16 protein-coding genes are annotated in these 24,134 nt (G+C 70.5%); 8 read left to right on the forward strand and 8 right to left on the reverse strand.

What is annotated here, in order from left to right; genetic code table 11:
- The 6 genes from AB0C82_RS06885 to pssA all read left to right on the forward strand — a co-directional run bounded on the left by AB0C82_RS06885 (position 1) and on the right by pssA (position 6,386).
- A complete protein-coding gene (locus AB0C82_RS06885) occupies positions 1–2,013 on the forward strand; it encodes a protein meaA (RefSeq protein ID WP_362837133.1) in 2,013 nt (670 codons plus the stop codon).
- Positions 2,010–2,981, forward strand: coding sequence for a CoA ester lyase (locus AB0C82_RS06890; RefSeq protein WP_362837135.1), 972 nt, complete (start codon positions 2,010–2,012; stop codon positions 2,979–2,981). Before AB0C82_RS06885 ends, AB0C82_RS06890 begins: the two co-directional genes overlap by 4 nt.
- A 2-nt stretch (positions 2,982–2,983) precedes the next feature.
- On the forward strand, positions 2,984–3,487 hold the full coding sequence (locus AB0C82_RS06895; protein WP_328906772.1) for a MaoC family dehydratase: 504 nt from the start codon (positions 2,984–2,986) through the stop codon (positions 3,485–3,487).
- A 24-nt stretch (positions 3,488–3,511) separates the two neighbouring features.
- Positions 3,512–4,717, forward strand: a complete 1,206-nt coding sequence (locus AB0C82_RS06900; RefSeq protein WP_362837137.1) for an acyl-CoA dehydrogenase family protein — start codon at positions 3,512–3,514, stop codon at positions 4,715–4,717.
- 180 nt (positions 4,718–4,897) lie between these two features.
- Positions 4,898–5,545, forward strand: coding sequence for a phosphatidylserine decarboxylase (locus AB0C82_RS06905; RefSeq protein WP_362837139.1), 648 nt, complete (start codon positions 4,898–4,900; stop codon positions 5,543–5,545).
- On the forward strand, positions 5,532–6,386 hold the full coding sequence (gene pssA, locus AB0C82_RS06910) for a CDP-diacylglycerol--serine O-phosphatidyltransferase (RefSeq protein WP_362837141.1): 855 nt from the start codon (positions 5,532–5,534) through the stop codon (positions 6,384–6,386). Before AB0C82_RS06905 ends, pssA begins: the two co-directional genes overlap by 14 nt.
- Before the next feature lie 318 nt (positions 6,387–6,704).
- On the opposite strand, the gene AB0C82_RS06915 is transcribed toward pssA, so the two are convergent.
- From AB0C82_RS06915 to AB0C82_RS06935, 5 genes are read right to left on the reverse strand one after another with little or no spacing between them, the layout of a single operon-like run.
- Entirely contained in the window at positions 6,705–7,958 is a 1,254-nt protein-coding gene (locus tag AB0C82_RS06915; protein WP_362837143.1) for an ABC transporter substrate-binding protein, read from the reverse strand.
- The gene (locus AB0C82_RS06920) at positions 7,955–9,082 is read right to left on the reverse strand and encodes a branched-chain amino acid ABC transporter permease (RefSeq protein ID WP_362837145.1); all 1,128 of its coding nucleotides are present in this window, start codon (positions 9,080–9,082) and stop codon (positions 7,955–7,957) included. Before AB0C82_RS06920 ends, AB0C82_RS06915 begins: the two co-directional genes overlap by 4 nt.
- A complete protein-coding gene (locus AB0C82_RS06925; protein WP_362837147.1) occupies positions 9,075–9,965 on the reverse strand; it encodes a branched-chain amino acid ABC transporter permease in 891 nt (296 codons plus the stop codon). The genes AB0C82_RS06920 and AB0C82_RS06925 overlap by 8 nt, the downstream gene beginning before the upstream one ends.
- Positions 9,962–10,774, reverse strand: a complete 813-nt coding sequence (locus AB0C82_RS06930) for an ABC transporter ATP-binding protein (protein ID WP_362837149.1) — start codon at positions 10,772–10,774, stop codon at positions 9,962–9,964. Before AB0C82_RS06930 ends, AB0C82_RS06925 begins: the two co-directional genes overlap by 4 nt.
- A complete protein-coding gene (locus AB0C82_RS06935) occupies positions 10,762–11,559 on the reverse strand; it encodes an ABC transporter ATP-binding protein (RefSeq protein WP_362837151.1) in 798 nt (265 codons plus the stop codon). The genes AB0C82_RS06930 and AB0C82_RS06935 overlap by 13 nt, the downstream gene beginning before the upstream one ends.
- A 249-nt stretch (positions 11,560–11,808) precedes the next feature.
- Here AB0C82_RS06935 and AB0C82_RS06940 point away from each other — a divergent pair, with 249 nt between their 5' ends.
- Positions 11,809–12,528, forward strand: coding sequence for a helix-turn-helix domain-containing protein (locus AB0C82_RS06940; protein WP_362837153.1), 720 nt, complete (start codon positions 11,809–11,811; stop codon positions 12,526–12,528).
- A 132-nt stretch (positions 12,529–12,660) separates the two neighbouring features.
- Here AB0C82_RS06940 and AB0C82_RS06945 read toward each other — a convergent pair whose 3' ends face one another.
- Positions 12,661–13,776 carry a glycerate kinase gene (locus tag AB0C82_RS06945; protein WP_362838343.1) on the reverse strand — a complete coding sequence of 372 codons (1,116 nt, stop codon included), beginning with the start codon at positions 13,774–13,776 and terminating at the stop codon, positions 12,661–12,663.
- Between the two features lie 134 nt (positions 13,777–13,910).
- Here AB0C82_RS06945 and AB0C82_RS06950 point away from each other — a divergent pair, with 134 nt between their 5' ends.
- Complete coding sequence (locus AB0C82_RS06950) at positions 13,911–14,405, forward strand: NUDIX hydrolase (RefSeq protein ID WP_362837155.1); 495 nt, start codon at positions 13,911–13,913, stop codon at positions 14,403–14,405.
- Between the two features lie 419 nt (positions 14,406–14,824).
- Here the strand turns inward: AB0C82_RS06950 and AB0C82_RS06955 are convergent, their stop codons facing one another.
- Both AB0C82_RS06955 and AB0C82_RS06960 read right to left on the reverse strand, forming a co-directional pair.
- A complete protein-coding gene (locus AB0C82_RS06955; RefSeq protein WP_362837157.1) occupies positions 14,825–17,056 on the reverse strand; it encodes a UvrD-helicase domain-containing protein in 2,232 nt (743 codons plus the stop codon).
- Complete coding sequence (locus AB0C82_RS06960) at positions 17,053–24,057, reverse strand: DEAD/DEAH box helicase (RefSeq protein WP_362837159.1); 7,005 nt, start codon at positions 24,055–24,057, stop codon at positions 17,053–17,055. Before AB0C82_RS06960 ends, AB0C82_RS06955 begins: the two co-directional genes overlap by 4 nt.
- Positions 24,058–24,134 lie beyond the last annotated feature (77 nt).

Consider the following 24,134-nt stretch of genomic DNA (forward strand, 5'->3'; position numbering starts at 1 on the left):
ATGAGCGGCCGCCGGAAGGACCGCCCGTGGCTCATGCGGACGTACGCCGGTCACTCGACGGCCGAAGCGTCCAACGAGCTCTACAGGCGCAACCTCGCCAAGGGCCAGACGGGCCTGTCGGTCGCCTTCGACCTGCCGACGCAGACGGGGTACGACCCCGACCACATCCTCGCCCGCGGCGAGGTGGGCCGGGTCGGCGTGCCCGTCTCGCACCTCGGTGACATGCGGCGGCTGTTCCAGGACATCCCCCTGGAGCAGATGAACACCTCGATGACGATCAACGCCACCGCGATGTGGCTGCTGGCGCTCTATCAGGTGGTCGCCGAGGAACAGGGCGCCGACCCCGGCAAGCTCCAGGGCACGACGCAGAACGACATCGTCAAGGAGTACCTCTCGCGCGGGACGCACGTGTTCCCGCCGGTGCCCTCGCTGCGGCTGACCACCGACATGATCACGTACACGGTCAACCACATCCCGAAGTGGAACCCGATCAACATCTGCAGCTACCACCTGCAGGAGGCGGGAGCCACTCCGGTCCAGGAGATCGCGTACGCCATGTCGACGGCCGTCGCGGTCCTCGACGCGGTCCGCGACTCCGGGCAGGTGCCGGAGGAGAAGTTCGGCGACGTGGTCGCCCGCATCTCCTTCTTCGTGAACGCGGGCGTCCGCTTCATCGAGGAGATGTGCAAGATGCGCGCCTTCGGCCGCATCTGGGACCAGGTCACCCGCGAGCGGTACGGCATCGAGAACCCCAAGCAGCGACGCTTCCGTTACGGCGTGCAGGTCAACTCGCTGGGTCTGACCGAGGCGCAGCCCGAGAACAACGTGCAGCGCATCGTGCTGGAGATGCTGGCCGTCACCCTGTCCAAGGACGCCCGCGCCCGCGCCGTCCAGCTGCCCGCCTGGAACGAGGCGCTGGGGCTCCCCCGGCCCTGGGACCAGCAGTGGTCGCTGCGTATCCAGCAGGTCCTCGCGCACGAGAGCGACCTGCTGGAGTACGAGGACATCTTCGCCGGGTCGCACGTCATCGAGGCCAAGGTGGAGTCCCTGGTCACCGAGTCGCTCGCCGAGATGGACCGCATCCAGGAGATGGGCGGGGCCATGGCCGCCGTCGAGTCCGGATACCTCAAGTCCGAGCTGGTGTCCTCGCACGCCGCCAGGCGGGCCAGGATCGAGGGCGGCGAGGAGAAGATCGTCGGCGTCAACATCTACGAGACGACGGAGCCCAACCCGCTCACGGCCGACCTGGACGCCGCCATCATGACGGTCGATCCGGAGAACGAGGCCGGCGTCGTCGCGGCACTCCACGAGTGGCGCGACAACCGCGACGAGGCACGGGCCACCGAGGCGCTCGCCGCGCTGAAGAAGGCCGCGGCGGGCACCGAGAACATGATGGAAGCCACCGTGGAGTGCGCCCGCGCGGGCGTCACGACCGGCGAGTGGTCCTGGGCGCTGCGCGATGTCTTCGGCGAGTTCCGCGCCCCGACCGGTGTCTCGTCGGCCCCGGTCGCGGTGACGGCCGAGCCGGGCACGCCGCTGGCCGTGGTGCGCGAGAAGGTCGCCCGTACCGCCGAGGAGCTGGGGGCCGGCCGACTGCGCCTGCTGGTCGGCAAGCCGGGTCTTGACGGGCACTCCAACGGTGCCGAGCAGATCGCCGTACGGGCCCGTGACGCCGGTTTCGAGGTGGTCTACCAGGGCATCAGGCTGACGCCCGAACAGATCGTCTCGGCGGCCGTCGCCGAGGACGTGCACTGCGTCGGTCTCTCGATCCTGTCCGGCTCGCACGCCGAGCTGGTGCCGGACGTGCTGACCCGGCTGCGTGAGGCGGGTGCCCACGACATCCCGGTGATCGCCGGGGGCATCATCCCGCCCGCTGACGCCGCCGCCCTGATCGCGGCCGGCGTCGCCGCCGTCTTCACCCCGAAGGACTTCGGTATCACGGAGATCATCGGCCGTATCGTCGACGAGATCCGGAAAGCGAACAAGCTCGACCCTCTGGAGGTCTCCGCATGACCACGCCCACGCCCGTGAACCGTCTGCGTCCGCGCCGCTCCTGTCTGGCAGTGCCCGGCTCGAACCCTCGGTTCCTGGAGAAGGCCCAGGGCCTCCCGGCGGACCAGGTCTTCCTCGACCTGGAGGACGCCTGCGCGCCGCTCGCCAAGGAAGGCGCCCGCCACCACATCGTCGACGCGCTGAACAACGGCGACTGGACGGGCAAGACCCGGGTCGTGCGCGTCAACGACTGGACCACGCACTGGACGTACCGCGATGTCATCACGGTCGTCGAGGGCGCGGGCCCCAACCTCGACTGCATCATGCTGCCCAAGGTCCAGGACGCCCAGCAGGTCGTGGCGCTGGACCTGCTGCTGACGCAGATCGAGAAGACGATGGGCTTCGAGGTCGGCAAGATCGGCATCGAGGCGCAGATCGAGAACGCCAAGGGCCTGGTGAACATCGACGACATCGCCGCCGCGTCGCCGCGTCTGGAGACGCTGATCTTCGGCCCCGCCGACTTCATGGCGTCGATCAACATGAAGACCCTGGTCGTCGGTCAGCAGCCCCCCGGCTACCCGGCGGACGCGTACCACTACATCCTGATGCGCATTCTGATGGCGGCCCGTACGCACGACCTCCAGGCGATCGACGGTCCCTTCCTCCAGATCCGCGACGTGGACGCGTACCGCGAGGTCGCGGGGCGCGCCGCGGCGCTGGGCTTCGACGGCAAGTGGGTGCTGCACCCCGGTCAGGTCGACGCGGCCAACGAGGTGTTCTCGCCCTCGCAGGAGGACTACGACCACGCCGAGCTGATCCTCGACGCCTACGACTGGTGCACCTCCGAGGAGGGCGGCAAGAAGGGCTCGGCGATGCTCGGCGACGAGATGATCGACGAGGCCAGCCGCAAGATGGCGCTCGTCATCGCCGGCAAGGGCCGGGCGGCCGGAATGCAGCGCACCTCCAAGTTCGAAGCCCCGGAGGCCTGATCATGCAGTTCGGACGCACATATGAGGAATTCGAAGTCGGTGCCGTCTACAAGCACTGGCCCGGAAAGACGGTCACCGAGTACGACGACCACCTCTTCTGCCTGCTGACCATGAATCACCACCCGCTCCACATGGACAGCAATTACGCGGAGAAGACGACCGACTTCGGCAAGAACGTCGTCGTCGGCAACTACATCTACTCGCTGCTGCTCGGCATGTCGGTCCCGGACGTGTCCGGCAAGGCGATCGCGAACCTGGAGGTCGAGTCGCTCAAGCACATCGCGCCGACCTTCCACGGGGACACGATCTACGGCGAGACGACGGTCCTCGACAAGACACCGTCGAAGTCCAAGAGCGACCGCGGGATCGTGTACGTCGAGACCAAGGGCTACAAGCAGGACGGCACCGTCGTCTGCGTGTTCCGCCGCAAGGTGATGGTCCCCACCGAGACGTACATCAAGGAGCGCGGCGGAGAGCAGCCCGGCCGCCCCGTCCCCTCCAACTAACCGCGTGAAGCCACAGGAGCAGTCATGACGCGACTCGCCCAGACCGCCGGTCTGACCGACATCCAGCAGGAAATCCTCTCCACGGTCCGGGATTTCGTCGACAAGGAGATCATTCCGGTCGCGACCCAGCTGGAGCACCGCGACGAGTACCCGACGGAGATCGTCGAGGGGCTCAAGGAACTCGGCCTCTTCGGGCTGATGATCCCCGAGGAGTACGGGGGCCTGGGTGAGTCGCTTCTCACATACGCGCTGTGCGTGGAGGAGATCGCCCGCGGCTGGATGAGCGTGTCGGGCATCATCAACACGCATTTCATCGTGGCCTACATGCTCAAGCAGCACGGGACGCAGGAGCAGAAGGACACCTTCCTGCCGCGCATGGCGCTGGGCGAGGTGCGGGGCGCGTTCTCGATGTCCGAGCCGGCGCTCGGCTCGGACGTCTCCGCGATCACGTCCAAGGGTGTGCGGGACGGCGACGAGTACGTCCTCAACGGCCAGAAGATGTGGCTCACGAACGGTGGCACGTCCAACCTGGTCGCGGTCCTGTGCCGCAGTGACGAAGGACACCCCGAGGGCACGGCCCCGCACAAGTCGATGACGACCTTCCTCGTCGAGAAGGAGCCGGGCTTCGGAGAGGTCCGTCCGGGCCTGACGATCCCCGGGAAGATCGACAAGATGGGTTACAAGGGCGTCGATACGACGGAACTCATCATGGACGGACTACGTATTCCGGCCAATCGTGTACTCGGCGGCACCACCGGCCGAGGGTTTTACCAAATGATGGACGGCGTCGAGGTCGGCCGGGTCAATGTGGCCGCACGTGGCTGCGGTGTAGCACAGCGTGCTTTTGAGCTGGGTGTTTCGTACGCCCAGCAGCGCCACACCTTCGGGAAGCCGATCGCCCAGCACCAGGCAATCCAGTTCAAGCTGGCCGAAATGGCCACCAAGGTCGAAGCCGCTCATGCGATGATGGTGAATGCAGCACGCAAAAAGGACTCCGGGGAACGAAACGACCTGGAGGCAGGGATGGCGAAGTACCTCGCCTCCGAGTACTGCAAGGAAGTCGTCGAGGACGCCTTCCGTATCCACGGCGGTTACGGCTTCTCCAAGGAGTACGAGATCGAGCGCCTCTACCGGGAGGCCCCGATGCTGCTGATCGGTGAAGGTACCGCCGAGATCCAGAAAATGATCATTGGGCGCCGACTCCTCGAGGAGTACCGGTTCCAGGGCTGATGTCCCCTTCGAGGTGGTTTTGTCGCGAAGAACATCACACCCTGTGATCCTCGGCCGGCGCCCGTCGGCGGTTCGACTCGGCTGCTGGCTTGCCCAGTTGCGGCCAGCAACCGATACCATCGCCGGAAAAGCCGCCGTCCCCCGTTGCCTGCGCGGCATCATCCGCTACGAAGGTCATTCATGCCCGACAGCCATACCTCTGCACCCCGCGGCGGGGTCCGCCTCGCACGCGGAGCTTCGCCGTGGCTCCTCCCGACCGTCGCCACTGCGGCTCTCAGCCTGTCCCGGGCGCGTAAGTCCGGGCGCTGGGCCGCAGTGGCCGTGCCCACCACCGCGCTCGCGGCGGGCATGCTCTGGTTCTTCCGCGACCCCGAGCGCGAGATCACCGAAGGCCGGGTCATCTCACCGGCCGACGGCGTGGTGCAGAGCATCATGCCGTGGAAGGACGGGCGCACCCGCGTCGCGATCTTCATGAGCCCGCTGAACGTGCACGTCAACCGCGCACCGCTGGCCGGCACGGTGACCTCGGTCGAGCACATCCCGGGCGGGTTCGTTCCGGCGTTCAACAAGGAGAGCGAGAACAACGAGCGCGTTGTCTGGCACTTCGACACCGAGCTCGGAGACATCGAGATGGTGCAGATCGCGGGAGCGGTCGCCCGTCGCATCGTTCCGTACCTCCCGCAGGGCACGAAGGTCGAGCAGGGCGAACGCATCGGCCTGATCCGCTTCGGCTCGCGTGTGGACATCTACCTTCCGGAAGGTATCGATGTCGCGGTCGAGGTCGGCCAGACCACCACCGCGGGGGTGACTCGCATTGACCGTGATTGATCCTGATACGCAGGCCGGCTGGGTGCCGGAGGCAGCCGACGAGGACGACGTCGAGGACATGCCGCTGTCGATGAGGCTGTCGATAGCGGACACCCTCACGCTCGGTAACGCGACGTGCGGATTCATGGCGGTGTACTTCACCACCACGGGGATCCTCATCCCGCACCTCACCGGCAGCAACGAGAGCGGCATGGCGCGGAACTCCGCCGCCACCGCCGTGATCCTCATGCTGCTCGCGGCGATCTTCGACCTCTGCGACGGCCTGGTCGCGCGCAAGCTGCGCTCCTCGCCGATGGGCGCGGAGCTGGACAACCTCTCCGACCTGATCAGCTTCGGACTCGCTCCGGCGTACTTCGTGCTGGTGTACGGCATGGTCGCGGACGACGCCCAGCAGCGGGTGTCGGCGCTGGCGGCGATCGTGGTGCTGCTGGCGGTGGTCCTGCGGCTCGCGAGATTCTCCTGCGTGACCATGAAGGACGGCATGTTCCAGGGGATGCCGAGCCCCTTCGGCGCCCTGACGGTCGTCTCGATCGTGCTCCTGGAGCTGCCCTTCGTGCCGACGCTGCTCGCGATCGTCGGAGTGGCGTGGCTGATGGTCAGCAGGGTCGAGTACCCGAAGCCGCGGGGCGTTCTCGCGGTGGCGATGCTCGGCTGGATCGTGGCCGCGATGGGCCTCCTCGCCGCCTGGGCCTTCGACGCCCCCGGCGGTCAGCTGCTCCTCCAGACGGGCTGCGCGCTGCAGGTCGTCATGGGTGCGGTCATCCCGCTGTTCGCGACGGCACGACGGGTCAACACCTTCCGTGACAACCGGCGCGAGGCGCGGGCGGCGCAGCTGCCGTAACGCCTTCCGCAGCACGTACGACGTACACGAGGGCCCGGATACTCCCCAGTATCCGGGCCCTCGTGCGTGTACGTGTGGAGCGGGGGCCTGGGCCGCTCGTAGCGGCTGCGGGAGCCGGGTGGCGGACCTGGGCCGCTCGTAGCGGCTCCGGGAGCCGGGTGGCGGACCTGGGCCGCTCGTAGCGGCTGCGGGAGCCGGGTGGTGGACCTGGGGGGCCGGGGCCCGGCGCGGGGGGCAGACAGGGGCCGGGGAAACGGCTGAAGGGGCCCGGCCGGTCGGCCGGGCCCCTTCAGGGCTTCAGAGCATCGGTGCGGTGGGTCAGGGCTTCAGCGTGAAGCCTTCGGCGGCGGGGGCGACCGAGGCCGGCCGGACCACCTTCAGGCCACCGGGCGCCGCGGCGTCCGGCTTCATGATGACGCTCTGGCGGGTGGAGGGGGCCGCCGGGTCCGAGAAGTTGTGCGTGATCCCGAATCCGTTGTCGTACGCGGTGAGGGTGAGCAGCGCCTTGTCGACGCCCTCGCGGGTGAGGTCCTTGGCCTCGCACGCCTTCTTCAGTGCCTCGCCGTAGACGGACGCCGCCGAGTATCCGGCGACGACGCCGTTGTCGAGGCCGTCCTTCGGGTACTGGGCCGCGTACTCCTTGGCGAGCTTCGCCGGGCCTGCGCCCGGGTCGCCGATCGGCAGGGTGGAGGAGGCGATGTAGTAGTCCTTGAGCAGGGCCGGGCCCGCCGGGGTCTTGAGGAGCTGCGGGGCGTACGCCGAGTTGTTGCCGACCACCGGGACGTTGAAGCCGGTGGCGGCGGCGACGCCGACCAGGGAGGCCGCCTGGCGGGGGCCGGCGCTGAGGACGATGGCCTTCACGCCCGCCTGCTTGAGCGCGGAGACCTGCGCCGTCATGTCGTTGTCCGTCGGCTTGATCTTCTGCTCGACGACGGTGAGGCCCGCCTCCTTCGCCGCGTGCTTCGAGCCGGCCAGGGCGTTCTCGCCGTAGTCGCCCTCGAAGTACACGTGGCCGATCTTGTCGCCCTTGGCGATGCGCTTCTCCGTGAGCAGGTAGTCGATCAGGTTGATCGTCTCGACGTCGTACGTGGCGCCGATGACCCGGACGTACTTGGAGCCGAGCAGGTTGGCCGACCACGCCTGCGGCAGCACGAGGCCCTTGTCCTGCGTGTCGATCCGCTGCTCGACGGCCGCGACGAACGGGGAGCCGATGAACTGGGTGAAGCCGAGGACGTCCGGCTCCAGCTCGGTGTATCCGGCGATCGCCTTCTGCGGGTCGTAGCCGTGGTCGCGGACCGTCAGCGCGACCTTGCGGTCACAGATGCCGCCCGCCGCGTTGGTCTCCTTCACCCACAGCTGCTGGGCCTGGGTGACGCTCTTGCCCAGCGAGGCGTACACGCCGGTCATGTCCGTCAGGGCGCCGAGTGTGATCGTCGAGGCGGTGACGCCCTCGCCGGTCTTCACTCCGCTCTTGTCCTGCTTGTCGCCGCCGTTGTCGGCGGCCTTTCCGCTGCATCCCACGAGCGTGAGGGTGAGGGCCGCGCATACGGCCGGGATCACTCGCAGTTTCATTTCTTCTCCCCTGGTTTCTTCAGACGCGTAAGGCCGCCGGGCAGGAACAGGACCACCGCGACCACCGCGGCGCCGTACAGATAGCGCGATGCCTCACCCGGTGCGAGACCGCCCGTACCCGGGGCGGAGACCAGGGGAAGGGAGTCGCTGTAGTGGGTGAGCACCTGTGGCAGCAGCGAGACGAACGCGGCGCCGACGACGGCTCCCGCGACGCTGCCGAGCCCGCCGATGACGATCATGGCGAGGTACTCGAGGGACAGGATCATGCCGAAGTACTCCGGCACGGTCCGCTGGAAGACCAGTGCGAGCAGGACGCCCGCGAGGCCCGCGTACATCGAGGACAGGACGAAGACGCCCGCCCGGTAGCGGGCCACCGGGACGCCCATGACACCCGCGGCGATCCGGTGGTCACGGATGGCGTTGAGCGCCCGGCCGGGCCTGCCGCGCAGTACCCCGCGGGCGAAGAGCCCGCTGAGCAGGAGGGCGAGCAGCGCCACGTACCAGAGCTTCTCGGAGGACTGGAAGGGGACCGCCGCGATGACGACCTCGGTGTCGTCGAAGGTGAACCCGAAGACCGAGAGCGGCGGGACGGGGCGGCCGTTGAAGCCGCCGGTGAGGGAGCCCGCGTTGAACAGCACGTGCTGGCCGATGAAGATCAGGGCGAGCGTGGCGATGCCGAGGTAGGCGCCGCGCAGCCGGCCCGCGATCGGGCTGAAGACCCCGCCCGCCGCGCCCGCCAGGAGGACGGCGAGGATCGCCGCGAGCCAGGTGGGAAGGCCGAGGCCGGTGAGCGCGTGCCCGTTCTCGGTGCTGCTCTCCCCCGCCAGGATGCAGTAGCTGTACGCGCCCACGGCGAGGAAGAAGGCGTGGCCCATGGAGAGCTGGCCGGTGGTGCCGGTGAGGAGGTTGATGCCGATGGCCCCGATCGCGGCGGCCATCGCGAACAGTCCCGCCTGGAGCCAGAAGCGGTCCAGGTAGAACGGGAGCACGAGGAGCAGGACCGAGCCGACGAGCCAGAGGTAGGTACGGGGCGTGCGCAGCCGTCGGAGGCTGCCCGCCGGTGCGGGTGTGCTGTCCGGCGGTGCCGCGGGGGCCGCCGTGGCGGATTCGACGGTGTCAGACACGGGCGAGCTCCTTCGTGCCGAAGAGTCCCGCGGGCCGGACGAGCAGGACGATCACCATCACCAGATAGGGCGCGAGGTCCCCGATACCGCGTCCGAGGAAGGACAGGTCGCTCTGGTAGCCGGTGGCCAGTGATTCGGTGACGCCGACGATGAGTCCTCCGGCGAGCGCGCCCGTCGTCGAGTCGAGGCCGCCGAGGATCGCGGCGGGGAACGCCTTGAGCGCGGCGAGCGAGGTGGCCCGTTCGAGGCCGGGGGTCGGGAACACCGTGAGGAACAGCGCGGCGACGGCCGCGAGGGCGCCGGCGACCGCCCAGGCGGAGAGCGAGACCCTGCCGAGCTTGATGCCCATGAGGGCCGCGGTCTGCGGGTTCTCGGCGGCTGCCCGCATCGACACACCCCAGGAGGTGAACCGGAACGCGAGCAGGAACACCGTGATGAGGAGTCCTGCGGCGAGGAACGCGGCGATGCGCGTCTCGGCGAGGGTGATCCCCCCGATGCTGACGACGTCATCGCCCCACGGGTCGCCGAGGGCCATGACGTCGGTGCCCATGCGACGGGTGAGTTCGGTGACGAGGATGATGTCGACGCCGATGGTGACGATGGCCAGCACGCTGTGGTCGCTGCCCCGGTAGCGGCGCATCACGAAGAACTCGACTCCGGCGCCGACGACCGCGGCGCCCGCGATGCCCGCGCCGAGCGCGGGCCAGAAGCCGATGTCGTCGTGGAGCACGGCGGTGACGTATCCGCCGGCCAGCAGCAGTGAGGCGTGGGCGAAGTTGACGACCTCGGTGGCCTTGAAGATGACGACGAAGCCGAGCGCGATCAGCGCGTAGACCGAGCCGATGGAGAGGCCGCCGAGGAGGAGTTCGATGAAGGTGGTCATTCCTGTGCCCCCAAGTAGGCCCGGACGACGGCCGGGTCGTTCTGGACCTCGGCGGGTGTGCCGTCCGCGATCCTGCGTCCGAAGTCGAGTACGGTCACGGCGTCCGCGAGCCGCATCACGACGCCCATGTCGTGCTCGACCAGCACGATGGAGATGCCGAGGCTGTCGCGTACACCGGCGACCACGGCCGCCACGCGGCGCCGTTCGTCGGCGGTCATCCCGGCGACGGGCTCGTCCAGGAGCAGGACCTGCGGTTCCATGCAGAGGGCGCGGCCGAGTTCGACGAGCTTCTGCTTCCCGTACGGGAGAGCGCCCGCGGGGTGGTCCAGCTCCTTGTCCAGGCCGATGAACTCGGCTATCTCGCGGACCCGTTCGAGATGGCGCCTGGCCTCGCGTGCGGCGGAGGGGAGCCACAGGCCGGTGGCCAGGAACCCGGAACGGGTGAGTCGGTGCCGGCCGAGCAGCATGCTCTCGGCGACGGTGGCGTGCGGGGGCAGTGCCAGGTTCTGGAACGTGCGGGCCACGCCGAGTGCGGCGATCCGGTGCGGGGCGAGGCCGGTCAGTTCCGTGTCGCCGAGGTGCACGGTCCCGGAGGTCGCCCGGTAGACGCCGGAGAGCACGTTGAAGCAGGTGGACTTGCCCGCCCCGTTGGGGCCGATGACGGCATGGACGCTGCCCGGTTCGACGGTGAACGAGACCGCGTCGAGGGCGGTGAGCCCGGCGAACCGTACGGTCACGTCCCGGACGGCGAGTGCGGCCGGTGCCGTCGTGGCCTCGGTGGGCGCTGGTGCGCTCTTCACGCGGACCACCTGCTCAGGGTGCGCGCGGCGCTTTCCGCACGGCCGGCGTCCTCGGCGGCCGTCTCGTCGACGACGCCCAGGTAGCGGCGCCGTACCTCGTCCGACGCCGCGAGTTCGTCGGCCGGGCCTTCGAGGGCGACCTCGCCCACGTCCAGGACGTACGCCGTGGTGGCGAGCCGCAGGGCGATGGACGCGTTCTGTTCGACGAGCATCACCGAGGTGCCGGAGGCGTTGATCTCCTGCACGGTCTCGGCGATCTTCTGGGCCATCAGCGGGGCGAGGCCGAGTGACGGTTCGTCGAGCAGGAGCAGCCTGGGGCCGGCCATCAGCGCCCTCCCCATGGCCAGCATCTGCTGCTCGCCGCCGGACAGCAGTCCGGCCCGCTGGTGCGCGCGCTGGGCGAGCACCGGGAACAGCTCGTGTACGCGGGTCAGTGCGGCGGTCACGGACTTGCGTCCGCCGCGGGCACCCAGTGCGCCCGCCCGCAGATTGTCGGCCACCGTCATCCGGGCGAAGACCTGCCGCCCCTCCGGCACCTGGACCACTCCCGCGGCCACCACCTGGGCGGGCCGCAGCCCCTCCAGGGCCTGGCCGTCGAAGCGGATGGTGCCCGTGCCCGTCCCGCGGTGGAAGCCGAGGGTCCGCGATACGGCCCGCAGCAGCGTGGTCTTGCCGGCGCCGTTGCCACCGAGTACGGCGGTGATCGCGCCGGCCGGCACGTCGACGGAGACGTCGCGCAGGGCCCGTACAGGGCCGTAGCCCACGGACAGTGCGCGGATCTCTAGCGTTGCCATGCGTCCTCCTCCTTCCGCCTTGTCGTTGTCGTGTGCAGTGCGTGGTGTGGTGCCACAGACCAGCACCGGGCGCGCCGTGCGTCCACGGCGTGGGGCCGACACGATGCGGGTGACCAGCGTCCGAAGGGCGCGGTTGTGCACGCGCACAGTGCGGCGCCAGGTGCTGGTGACCCCTCCCACGCCGGTGGCATTCTCACCAGCGATGAGCGGCCGCAGAGCCCGAGGGGACCGCGGAACGGGGAGCAGACCATGCAGCGGCGCAGTGACGAGCGGGTCCGGGCGCTGCTCGACGCGCTGCTGGAGGGCCGGGCGTCGCCGGACCTGGCCGAGCGGGCGTCCGCCGGGCTGGGGCTGCCGGAACACGGGCGGTACGCGGTGGCGGTGCTGCGCGTCGAACGGCCCGGGCCGGTGCGCGGGGCGGTGGACGTGGAGGGGATGCGGTTCTGGTGGCGGGCGCGGGAGGACCAGGAGATCGCCGTCGTCGCCCTCGGGGACCGGGGGCTTGAGGAACTGACCGCCGTGCTGGTGGGCCGGTGCCCCGGGCCGGGCGGGATCAGCCCGGTGGTGGAGGGTCTGGCCGGGCTGGACGGCGCGCGGCGGCTGGCCGAGGCGGCGCTGCTGACGTGCGCGGCGGGCTCGAGGCGGATCGTGCGCGTGGAGGACCGGCTGACGACTGCGCTGCTGGTGAGCCAGCCGGAGCTTTCGGCGCGGCTGGTCACCGATGTCTTCGGACCGCTGCTGACGCTGGAACCGGCGGAGCGTGAGCTGCTGGTGGAGACGCTGGACGCGTGGCTGGAGTGCGGTGGGTCGGCGGGGCGGGCCGCGGGGCGGTTGTTCTGTCACCGGAACACGGTGTTCAACCGCTTGCGGCGGCTGGAGTCGCTCACGTCGCGGTCGTTGTCACGGCCGCGTGAGCTGATCGAGATGACGTTGGCCCTGGACGCGTTCCGCCTGACGGCGGTGAGGTGACCGGCGGGGGACGGTCGCCGGTGCCCCGGGGCTCCGCCCCTGTACCCGGTCCGGTGACCGACGGACCGGCTCGGTCTCCGGCGAGCGGCCGTTCAGGGGTGTGGAGGGGCCTGACCCCCCACACCCCGTCCGTCAGAGCAGGAAGTCCCGCCCGATCGACTCCGCCACTCGTTCCAGCAACGGGCCCGCCTGCGCCATGCACACCGCCGGGTCCGGTTCCAGCTCCGTCAGGGCGTACGCGCGCCGGATACCGGCCCGGCCCAGGGCCTCCGGTGGGAGGGCCAGGCGCCCGCACACCGCGACCACCTCCACCCCCGCCGCACGGGCGGCCGCGGCGACGCCCGCCGGGGCCTTGCCGTGCAGGGTCTGCTCGTCGAGCGAGCCCTCGCCGGTGATGACCAGGGTCGCGCGCGCCAGCGCCGGCGCGAAGCCGAGGACGTCGAGCATGACCTCGATCCCGGGGCGGAAGCGGGCTCCGAGCGCCACGAGGGCGCCGTAACCGATACCTCCCGCCGCCCCCGCGCCGGGCAGCGCGGCGTGGTCCGGGCCGAGGACCGACGCGTAGTGCGTGAGGGCCGCGTCGAGGAGCACGATGTCGTCCTCCGTCGCGCCCTTCTGCCGCCCGTACACCTCGGGCGCGCCCTTGGGCCCGGTCAGCGGGTTGTCCACGTCGCTGGCCAGGATCAGGTCGACGTCCGCGAGGCGGGGGTCGAGCCCGGTGAGGTCCGCATCGGCCAGGTCCGCCAGCGCGCCGCCACCCGGGCCGACGGGCTTGCCGTCCGCGTCGAGGAACCGTGCTCCGAGCGCGGCGAGCATTCCCGCGCCGCCGTCCGTGGTGGCGCTGCCGCCTACCCCGAACACGATGGTCCGGGCGCCCGCGTCGAGCGCGGCCCGCAGCAGTTCGCCGGAGCCGTACGTCGTCGCCGTCAGCGGGGCGAACACTCCCGCCGGCAGGTGCTGGAGGCCCGAGGCCTCCGCCATCTCGACCACAGCGGTGGAGCCGCGCAGCGCGTACGCCGCGGTGACCGCGTCCCCGAGGGGCCCGGTCACCCGCGCCTCACGGCGCTCGAATCCGGCGGCCACCGCCGCCGCCACCGTGCCGTCGCCACCGTCCGCGACGGGCAGGGTCTCCACCCGCACATCGGGAACGGCGCGCCTCAGCCCGGCCGTCACCCGCTCCGCGACCTGTACGGCCGTGAGCGAGCCTTTGAACTTGTCCGCCGCGACGAGCACGCGGGCGGTCTTGATCACTGCTCCGTCCGTCACCTTGCATCCCTTGCTTTCGAACAGGCAGTCGCGCCGCCCCGACCCTATCGGGACCACCCCTGATCTGCCCATGGGTGTCCAGCGACCGGGCCACCGCGCCCCACTACGCTGCCCCGGTGACCACCACTGACTACGCCACCTACATCGCGGGCCTGCCCCGTGTCCTGGCCGCAGCGGCCTCGCTGTTCCGCGACGGCGACGGGCGCCTCCTCCTCGTGGAGCCCAATTACCGTGCCGGCTGGGCACTGCCGGGCGGCACCGTCGAGTCGGACGCGGGCGAGAGCCCCCGGCAGGCCGCGCGCCGTGAGACGGCGGAGGAGATCGGCCTCGATCTGGAGCCGGGCAGGCTGCTGGCCGTCGACTGGGCGCGCGGCAGCGGGCGCCCGCCCATCGCCGCGTACCTGTACGACGGGGGTGTGCTCACCCAGGCGCAGTTCGCCGCGATCCGGCTCCAGGAGGAGGAGCTCCTTTCCTGGAAGCTCGTGGAGCCCCGCGGGCTCGGACACCATCTGCTCGGCACACTCGGCCTGCGGGTGGAGGCCGCGCTCACGGTCCTGCACTCCGGGGCCGGCACGGTCGAGCTGGAGGACGGCAGGCCCGTCACGGTCTGAACCCGCTTCCATTCATTCGCCATTGGTCCCTCGTGCACCCGCGCCCGGCAACATCCGGGGTCCACGAGGGATCGGGCACCTCATGGGACACATACGCGGCCTGCGGAAGACGGCCATAACAGCGTCCACCGCAAGGCTGTCGAGCTCGATGTACGGCTTCGAAAGCGTCTCGCACTGCTCGACCAGCAGCAACCGATGTCGACGAAGCCACCGCGGATCCTCAACACAGCGATTGTACTGAGCGTTTCCGATCTGCCTTCTTGCGAGTGAAGATCGCTTCTGTGCGATCACGAGGAGGGCACGAAGTGCGCTCGGTAGGGCCAAGTTCGGCCATGGGATCCAATCCACGCCTGACGCGGTAGCGGGCCTCCTCGACTACCCGCGCGGCATCGGTGATCGGTCTCGTGTGGATCGTCCGGCTACCGCTTCGCGGCGATCAACGGGTGCAGGAATGGGCTGGGTTGTCCGTGCCAGAAGATGTCGAGGCTGTCGCGGGTCCGGGTGGTCGCCACGAACAGGAGGGAGCGGGCGCGCTGTACCTCGCGGCGGTAGCGGACCGGGTCCTCGGCTCGGTACCGGTTAACGGCCTCGCGTGGGATCAGGCCGTCGCTCACGCCGGCGATCACCATGCGCTGGTATTCGAGGCCCTTGAAGCGGTACATCGTTCCGATGTGCACCCCAGCGTCCCCGCGAGGGCCGTCCGAACCGATTTCGACCGGTCGAATGCCACGGCGGGCCAGGGTGCTTCCCATCTCGGACGCCATCGCGTTGGTGGGCACGCAGATCGCAATCTGCTCGGGGGGAATGTCGCCCCAGGACTCGATCAGGTCGGCGATCGCGTCACGCTCCGCCTCCCAGTCCGTGCAGCCGTGCAGGCCCGGTGAGCCCCCGCTAAGGACCGACCGGTAGCCGGCCAGGGTCTCGGTGCTGCCGTCGAGGTCGTCGTAGGTCTCCTGGCTGAGCACCTCGAGTGCGGAGCGGAGGATCTGGCGGGTGGTCCGGTAACTGAGGCGGAGCTTCGCGGACCGGCCGCGAATGTTGACTCCCAGGCTGCCGAGGGTGACCTGATTCTTGTAGATGCGCTGGTGGGTGTCGCCGACCAGGAAGATGTCATTGCCGCCGCGGGCGACCATGGCGCGGAGCATCTTCCAGTGGGCGGGGTGCAGGTCCTGCGCTTCGTCCACGACGATGTGGCGGTAGCGGTATCGGAGCCAGCCGCCGGAGCCTGCCTGCATGTGGATGTTGTCGAGACCACCGGCTTCGTCGCGCTGCCGCTCGATGCTACGGATGCGCTGCTCGCGCTGGGTCTCCAGGCGGGCGGCCCGTTCGGCAACCTGGTCCCAGGTCTGCCGTCCGAGGCGGTCGAGGCGCTGGGAGAACTGCTCGGCGAGCTGCCAGATCTCGGCGCGTTCGGCCCGGGTGACGTTCTTGCCGCGTCCTGCCCGGCGTGCCCGGAAGTAGTCGGTGCGGGAAGTGATCGCCTGTCCGAGGACGACCTGCGTCCACTCCTCGTGGAGGAACTCCGCGTCCCAGCCGGTTTCGTTCAACTCGGCGAGCATGGTCCGCCACTCCCGGACGGCCTGGGCATCGTCGAGGGTCTGCTTGCGACTGCCCGGCTCGGCCTCCCGGACCACCCGCAGCGCCAGTTGGTCGACGTGGCTGATCTCGACCCGCGCGAGGAGTTCCTCGCCGCCCAGTTCGAGGAGGCGGGAACGGAGCTCCGCAGCAAGGTTCTTGTTGAAGGTGGTGAGCAGGATCGGTTTGTCGTGTCCTGCGTGCAGTTGCTGGACGAGATGCCGTACGCGGTGGAGCGCCACAATGGTCTTGCCGGTGCCGGGGCCGCCGCCGACTCTCGCAGGGCCGTTGTAGTCGCGCGTCACCAGTTTGGCCTGCGTGGGGTGCAGAAAGACCTTCCAGCGGCCGAAGTTGCCGCCTTCAAGGGCCTCGCGCAGGGCCTCGTCGGTGGTGGTGACGATGGTCGCGGGTCGTTCGACAGCGGCCTGGAAGTCGTCGGTATCGACCGGCTCCGGGGCGGCGACCGGGGCGGTCACCTGCTCCAGGACCTCGTCATAAGGTGTGCCGTCGTGGAGCGCGAGCAGAACCTCGCCGGTCAGCTGCGGGGCGTGCTCGATCAAACCGAGGAGCTGGTCCTCGGTGGTCAGCGCGTGGATGAGCGGGACCAGGGAGGCGGCGACACCCAGCTCGGTGAGCTGCTGCTCGGTCCACCGGGTGAACAGCGGTACCGGGACAACCGGTGCCTGCGGTGCGGGGGCGGCCGGCTCGGAGGGCGGCAGGCGCTCGGCGAGGACCTGCTCCTCGACGACTTGGAGGTTCACGTACTCGATGCCACCGGTGACCCGGTTGACCGCGTACGCGAGACGGTCGTAGACATCCTTGCGGTGCCGGACGGAGACGATCAACCAGTCGTCGGCGGCGAGCCGGAGCAGCAGTGCCCGGTAATCATCGCTGACCCGCGCCGACCACAGCTTGTCGTAGCCCTGGAGCTGCTTGAGCCGTAGCCCGCCGGTCTCAGGGTGGTCGCGGAACTTGTGCTGGAAGTCGTAGACGGCGCCCTTGACCGAGCGAGGGAGTTTGAGGATCTCCTTGTCCGCCTTGTCGAGCAGGCGCAGGGTCACGTTCCGATTGCTCATGACGTGGTCTCCCCGTTGCCCATGCTGCGGTCTTCTTCTTCCCGGTCAGCCGACGCACTGCCCAATGACGATGATGATGATACGGACATCATGCGGGCGATCTCCTCGGCGTCCCATTCGGTCGCCGGCCGCACCTGCCACCCTGCGGCCTCGAAGGCGCGGTCGCGGTCGTCGGCCTCGGGGTCGGAGTCCTCTCCCTGCGGCGGACGGTGGGTGAGGACGACGGCGATGTGGGCGTCCGGCCAGGCCAACTCGGCCAGCCAACCGTGCGAGTCCAGTTCGAACCCGTCCTCAGGAGCAGGCACTCGGAGCGCGACGAGGCGCTCGGCGAGGGAGGCCAGACCGGGCTCGTCGGGGTCCAGAAATTCGAGGACCTTCGCCCACCGGGTACCGGGGCCGGACTCTGCCACGATCGGCGCCGACGCGGTCGTACGGGCGGGAGCGGCGGCCTGCTGCCCGGCGTCCGCCCGCAGACCGTCACCCCGTACGGCTGTGACTGCCTGGTCTGTGTCCTCGCTCGGTGTGTCCGAGACGTTCGCCGTCTGCACGGCGGTCTCCGCCGCCAGGGTGATCCGCACGCTCTCCAGCCAGCCTGTTCCGCCTGCGGCGGCCAGGGCCTCCACCGGGAATCCGGCGACCTGCCCCCAGGTCAGCTGGGCGCTGTCGCCGCCGCCGTGTTCCAGGAACTGCAGGAGATTGCCCCAGTACAGCCAGGACTGCCAACGCCGCCGGTGCGCGTCCTCGTCGGCGTACACGGCGTCACGGTCGTCGAGGACGGTCAGGCCCGTCCAGACAGGGGGCTTGCGGCGCTGGTCCGCGGCGAGCACCACGGGGCAGCCGGAGCCGGCCGTCGCACGCAGCACCTGGACCTGCCCGCCGGTGCCCACGGGCACCGCGCCGCCCAGGGCCGCGACGATCTGCGGACCCGTGTCGCCGGGGAGGGGGGTTCCACCCCGGGCCCCCGAGCCGATGAGTCCGGCGAGTGCCGCCTCGACGCGGTACAGCCAGCGCCCGGCGTCCGGGTCCCTGAGGTGGGCGATCAGCGTCCGGGCGGGGTTGGTCCACACCGTCTCGGCGAGCTCGCCGGGCAGCCCGTGTCGCACGTTCGCGTAGTAGGCGCGAGCCTGCTTCTGGCCTGATTCGCCGTACGGACGCCATACCGGGTCGGCGGGGCCGGCGCCCGCGTAGCCCGTGTCCTTGAGGCCCTTCTTCCATTCCTTCACGTCGGCGTAGGTGAGCGCGAAGACCCGAAGCCCCTCCGCGCGGAGCCGGGCACGCTTGGTCGCGTCGCCCTCGACCCGGTTGTGGGTCCGACCGGCGTGGAAGGCGTAACCGTCCAGGTAGAGCGCGACGCGTGGACCGGGGGCGTCGAGGCGTTCGAAGAGGACGTCAGGGCGCGTGCCGTCGAGGACCCGCTGCTGGGTGACCCGCCAGCTCAGGGTCTTGCCGCCGTCACCGGTCAGACGCAGGTCCAGGGCGTGGGCGCCGGCCGGGGTGACATAGGCGTCGGCGGTGGCGCGCGACTCGGGCAGCCCGGCCCACTCTCGCAGGGCGTCGAGGAACATCACCTCCAGGTCGCTCTCGGCCTGCTGGTCCATGGAGATCTGCCGGGTGGAGGTGACCTCGGAGGTGGCCCAGCGTTCGCCGTCCGCGCCGAGCAGGTCGTCCAGCATGTGCCGTACCTCGTTGCGGCTGACCCGGTCGTACTCCCCGGCAGGCACCCGGCGCAGCAGGCAGCGGTGGCAGCCGTCGAGGCCCTTGGCGATGCACGGGCAGCTCTCGATGACCTCCCGCGCCTTCAGCAGCACCTCACGGAATCCCTCGGCACTGGCGAGCCGGTGCAGATAGCCGGTGCCACCGGGCAGCCGGTCGTACACCACGAGGAAACGGCGCGGCCAGTCGGAGTCGGAGCCGTCCGGCATGGAGGCGGCGGCGATGTCGATGTGGTCGGGGTCGCCGCCGTAGCGGGCCGCGATGCCCGCGAAGAGGGCTGCGGTGAAGGAGGCGAGACGCTCCTTGGCCCGGGCCACCGACGCGGGCAGCAGGATACGTACCGCCTCGGTGGTCAGCTCGTGGGCGAGGAGCAGGGGGACGTCTTCACCCCGGCCCTGCTCCTGGCCGCCACCGCGCAGCCGTCGGCGCGGGCACCACAGCAGGTGGTGTGCGCTGGCCTTGGTGGCGCGGCCCACCGACTCGCTCAGCTCCTGCTGAGCGGCTTCGACGACCGGCCGGCCGTCGGCGGTCGCGCCACCGCACTCGGTGCACACGTGGAACGGGTTGAGCCGGACGTCCTCGCCGGCCAGGGACACGGTGCTGCTGCCGTCCTGTCGGTCGATGCCGAGGTTGAGGGTGCGTACGGTCGCGCGGCGGGTGAAGTCCGCGCCGAACACGGCTGTGTCGTGCCGCCAGGATCCCTTCGCGATCAGGGCGGGGTCGATGTCCACGGTGGTGATCTGCGAGTACCGGGTGCGTTCGCGGTCGTCCCGGTCGTCCCGGACACGCGCGTCGTCCCGCTTGTCACGCGCGAGGACCCGCTTGGGCTGCAGCACGCGGGCTACGCACCCGGCGTCGGCGATCTCCCGCGATCCGCAACGGGGGCAGGCGGAGGTGTCGTTCACGGCGTTCTCGGTCCGGCAGTAGCCGCAGGCCGGGCAGAGGCGCCACTCCGCCCAGGCGCGGCGCTCCGGACCGCCGATGTCGAGGGCCCGCACCCGGTGCTTGTAGCCGTTGACGTAGAAGGTGTTGCCCGGCGCCAGTTCGGTCAGCGCGAGCTTGCGGGAACGCTCGTAGTCGCGTACTTCACTGCGGTACGTCTTCTTCTCGCCGCCGGTGCCACGGCCCGCGTCGCTCTCGCTCTCGCCGTCCTCGGGTTCGGCGGTCGACTCCGACCAGTAGAGGGTGGCCTCCAGCTGGGTGATGTCGTCGGCGAGGCTGTAGTTCGGCAGCAGGCCGAGATCGACCAGCGCTCCGTGCGCGCTCGCCTGGCTCAGCTCACGCATCAGGTCCCCGGTGCTCCGCCGCTCGGCCCTCAACTCCTTTCGCTCGTCGTCCTGTTCGCGGTCACCGGTACTGACCAGACGGTCCAGGGCCTCGTCGATGGCGAAGAGCCGCCGACGCAGTTCCTCGCGGCGCGCGGTCCATTCCTCCTCGGCCTCCTGCAGGGTCCGCGCGATGCCGGCGGTGGCGTACTCCCGCAGCTCGTCGGCCGCGTGCTGGGAGACCCCGAAGTCCTCCTCGCCGTCCTTGCCCACCGGGAACAGCTCCAGGAACGACTCGACCAGGCGCGCCCCGTGGGTGAGCGCCGCATCGGAGAGGTCCTGGCACCATCCCGTCGTGCCGAACAACGCCGACACCAGCCGCGGCACAGGCTGGAGCAGTTCACCGTCCCCGGTGCGGAGTTCGCCGCGCGCGGCCAGGTCGAGCAGGTGCGCGGTGTACTGGCGGCGCAGGATCTCCACGGCCGACAGGTAGCAGCCCGGCGGCACGATGTCTCCAGCGATCATCTCGCGCGGTGCATCCAGGTAGTACAGGTCACGGGGGCGGCGTCCGCCGAAGGCGACGATCAGCGCGTTGCCGGTCTTGCGGCCGGCCCGGCCCGCCCGCTGCACGTAGTTCGCCGGGCCCGCGGGAAGCGAGCCGAGCAGGACGGCCGACAGGTCCCCGATGTCAATGCCCAGTTCCAGGGTGGGCGTGCAGGACAGCACGTTGGGATCGGTGTAGTGGGTGCCGGCGCGGAAGGTCCGCTCGACCTTCTCCCGCTCGGGCCGGGTCAGCATGCCGGTGTGCTCGGCGGTCACCACTCGGAACGTGCCACCGGTGCGGTACAGCCGCCGGTAGTAGTCGCCGCGGTAGTCCCGGGTCTGCGCGATCTCGCCCGCCGCCGGACCTGCGGCCGCCGAGAGGCTCAGGTCCAGCTGCGGCGGGGTGAGCATGCCCGTGCACCGGAACCGCGGGCACGGATGCCCGTACCAACGGGTCTTCCGCTCCGGCGGCACCACCTGCTCCCAGCCGCACTCCTCGCAGCTCACGTACGCCTTGTTGACCACGGCGTCGTCGAGCAGCCGCACCTCGATGTGGCCGGGCTGAAGCCCGTATACCCGGGTCGCGCGGTCGAGTGCTGTCCGCGCGGACAGCACCCGTTCGTCCACCAGGACCGGAAGCAGCCGGCGCAGGAACTCGGTGGCCCCGGTCGCGTCGAGGCCGAGGCAGCGCATGGCCCAGTCCTGGTACCAGCCGACCCGCCCGGCGCTGCGCCCGCCGACCGTGTCGAAGGCGGTGTTGTCCTTCGGGCCGTCAAGGAGGAAGCGCGGCGCGGCGACCCCGTCGGGGAACGCGGGCATGCCCTCCGGCCGCCCGCCCCAGATCTTGAACCGGTTGGTGCCGGCCTCCCTGATCCAGTCGTTCAGCCATCGGTGCCGCACCCCGCCCCGCACCCGGACGCGCTCCAACAGACCGCGCACGAAGGCCAGATACCGGTCAGAGGTCGCCAGACCGCCGTCCGTCACCAGCTGCCCGGGCAGTGACAGATGGATGTCCCGGGCGAGTGCCGCGATCCTCCCCGGATCCTCCAGCGCGACCTCGGCGGCAGCCGTACGGGTCAGTTCAAGGGTCCGGCCCAGCCGGGACCGCAGTCCGAATTCCATCACCGTCGCGAACGCGAGCCGCTCACCGATCAGTTTCCAGGTACGGGCGTCGCCGGTTCCTCGCCCGGAGAGGAGGCGGTCCACGCCCGCTTCGTCGTGCAGGTCCGGCGGCACCACGGCGGCCAGCGCCTGTGGGTCATCGACCGTGTCGAGGATGCTGCCGATCAGGTCGTTGAGGGCCAGCGGGGCACCGGACTCCTCCATGTTGTGCACGAGCAGCGAGCGCAGCGAGAACTTGTACGAGGCGTTCGCCACGTATCCGGCGCGGTGGGCGGCGTCCTGCGTGGAGTCGTTGAAGAGCAGCGTCTTGCGCTCCTCCGCCTCCAGCGCCACCTGCCCGCCGGTGAACAGTTGCGTCACCGTGGCCGAGGCGAGTGAGGCCAGGGCGGTGCCCATGAAGCGGATGCCGTTGTCGGTGTTGCACGCCGGACAGCGGTCGTCCTTCGCCGCCCGGTCCGCTGTCTTCTTCTCCAGGAGCGCCCGCGCGAACCAGGCGTCCTGCAGCTCCGCCTCCGCGTCGCCCGCCACCGGCAGCCGGTACGTGCCCTGCGCGCCGTCGAGCACGACGACCGTACCCGCCTCGCCGGCCGCGCCTCCCTTGCCCGAGGCGGCGTCGACGGCGGCCCGCGCCTCACCCCAGGTCGCCACCATGAAGTACCGCAACCGCCGCTTGTCACGCCCCGTGCCGGCCCGCCACACCTTGTCCGCGCTCATCACCAGCGCCTGCGGATCCGACTCGGGAGACAGCGCCGCCCACCCGGAACGCCCGCAGTGCCGGCAGTACACGGCCGGAAGCAGCACCTGCGCCGGCCGCCAGGCCGTGTCGGAACCGGGCAGAGCGGCGGCCCGCCGCGAATCCACCACCGGCAGCCTGGCCGAACCGTCGGTCGACTCCTCGCCGCTCGCGCCCGGGGCCGAAGGCCCGGCCGTCGCGACGCGACGCGCCGCCGCCCGCTCGTCCTCGTACCACCGGAACTCCGGCGTGTACCCCACCCCGCGAAGGACCCGGCTGACAGGCCGCACCCAGAGGTGGGCCTCGATGTGCAGCAGCGGCCTGGGCCGCTTCTCGTCGGACTCCGGATCGCGGGCCGACGACAACAGGGCCACCACTCTCGCCAGGGCGTCGAGCGCCAGCCGCGGGTTCTCCCGGGCCGTCCGCGCCCACGCGTACCCGAACCGGGCCATCCGGTCCCGCAGCCCCCACTCGTCGAGCGGCTCCCCGTCGAGCAGGGAGAGAACCCCGTGCGTGAAGTCGTGCCGCTTCAGCATCCGCCCCAGCTGGAACGGGTCGAGCCCGCCGCGGCCCAGCATCTTCTCCGCGAGCGCGTCCAGATCCAGCGCCTCGGGCCGCGACACGACGTCCGGCCCGCCGGACACTTCCACGACCGTCCTCGGGTCCGGTGGCTCGGGCAGCGTGTAGTCCACGTCGCCGGAGAACTCGTCGGCCCGCTGCCGCTCTTCCCCGATCACCGCGTCCGCTCCGAACGGCACCCCGAAGACCTGCTCGGCGACCTGCCGGATCGCCAGGCCGTCCCCGCCGCCCTCGCCGAGCGTCGCCGAGGTCGCCACCGGGCAGATGGCCCCGAGCGGCCGCCCCGGCCGCGACTCGCCGACCGTCCGCGCGAGCCGCCGCAGCAGCATCGCCACATCCGTGCCCTGAGCGCCGTCGTACGTGTGGAACTCGTCGAGCACCACGTACCGCACCTCTGCGCCCTCCCACAGCGCGCGGTCCTCGGCGCGCTGCAACAGCAGGTCCAGCATCTTGTAGTTGGTGATCAGGATGTCCGGCGGCGTGCGCCGCATCTCTTCCCGCCGCGTCATCACCCGTCGGAACTCCGTGTCCGGCCGGTCCCCGATGTACAGACCGGCCGTGACCTGCGCCAGCTCCGGCTGGGCCAGGTACTCGCCGATACGCCCTGCCTGGTCCGTGGCCAGCGCGTTCATCGGATACAGCAGGACCGCCTTGACCCCGCTCCCGCCCCCGGCCTTCGCCTTCTCCCGCCGACAGTGGTCGAGCACGGGCATCAGGAACGACTCCGTCTTGCCCGAGCCCGTCCCCGTCGTCACCAGCGTCGGCTCCGCCGCCCCGTGCCGCGTACTCAGCCGCTGCCAAGCCTTCGCCTGGTGCCGGTACGGAGCGAACCCCGGCCGCCACTCGACCGCAGACTCCCAGCCCGCCTCCGCCGTGTGGAACGGCGTCCTGATCCGCAGGTAAGGCCCCCGGAAGATCCCTGCCTCCGGGTCCCCGAGAAACCGCTCCAGCGCCCGCCGCGTGTCCTCGTCCGCCAGCGCGTACGTCGTCGTGAGGTACTGCGTCAGACTGCCCCGCAGCTGCGCGGCGGCCAGAGTGGGCTTCACGGCGGGGACCCTCCGAAGTGACAAGCGGACAACATGCACGATGATCAGCGCCTACGGTATCCCCGCCCGCTGACAAC

It is taken from the genome of Streptomyces sp. NPDC048560, assembly GCF_040650955.1.
Classification (GTDB): Bacteria; Actinomycetota; Actinomycetes; order Streptomycetales; family Streptomycetaceae; genus Streptomyces.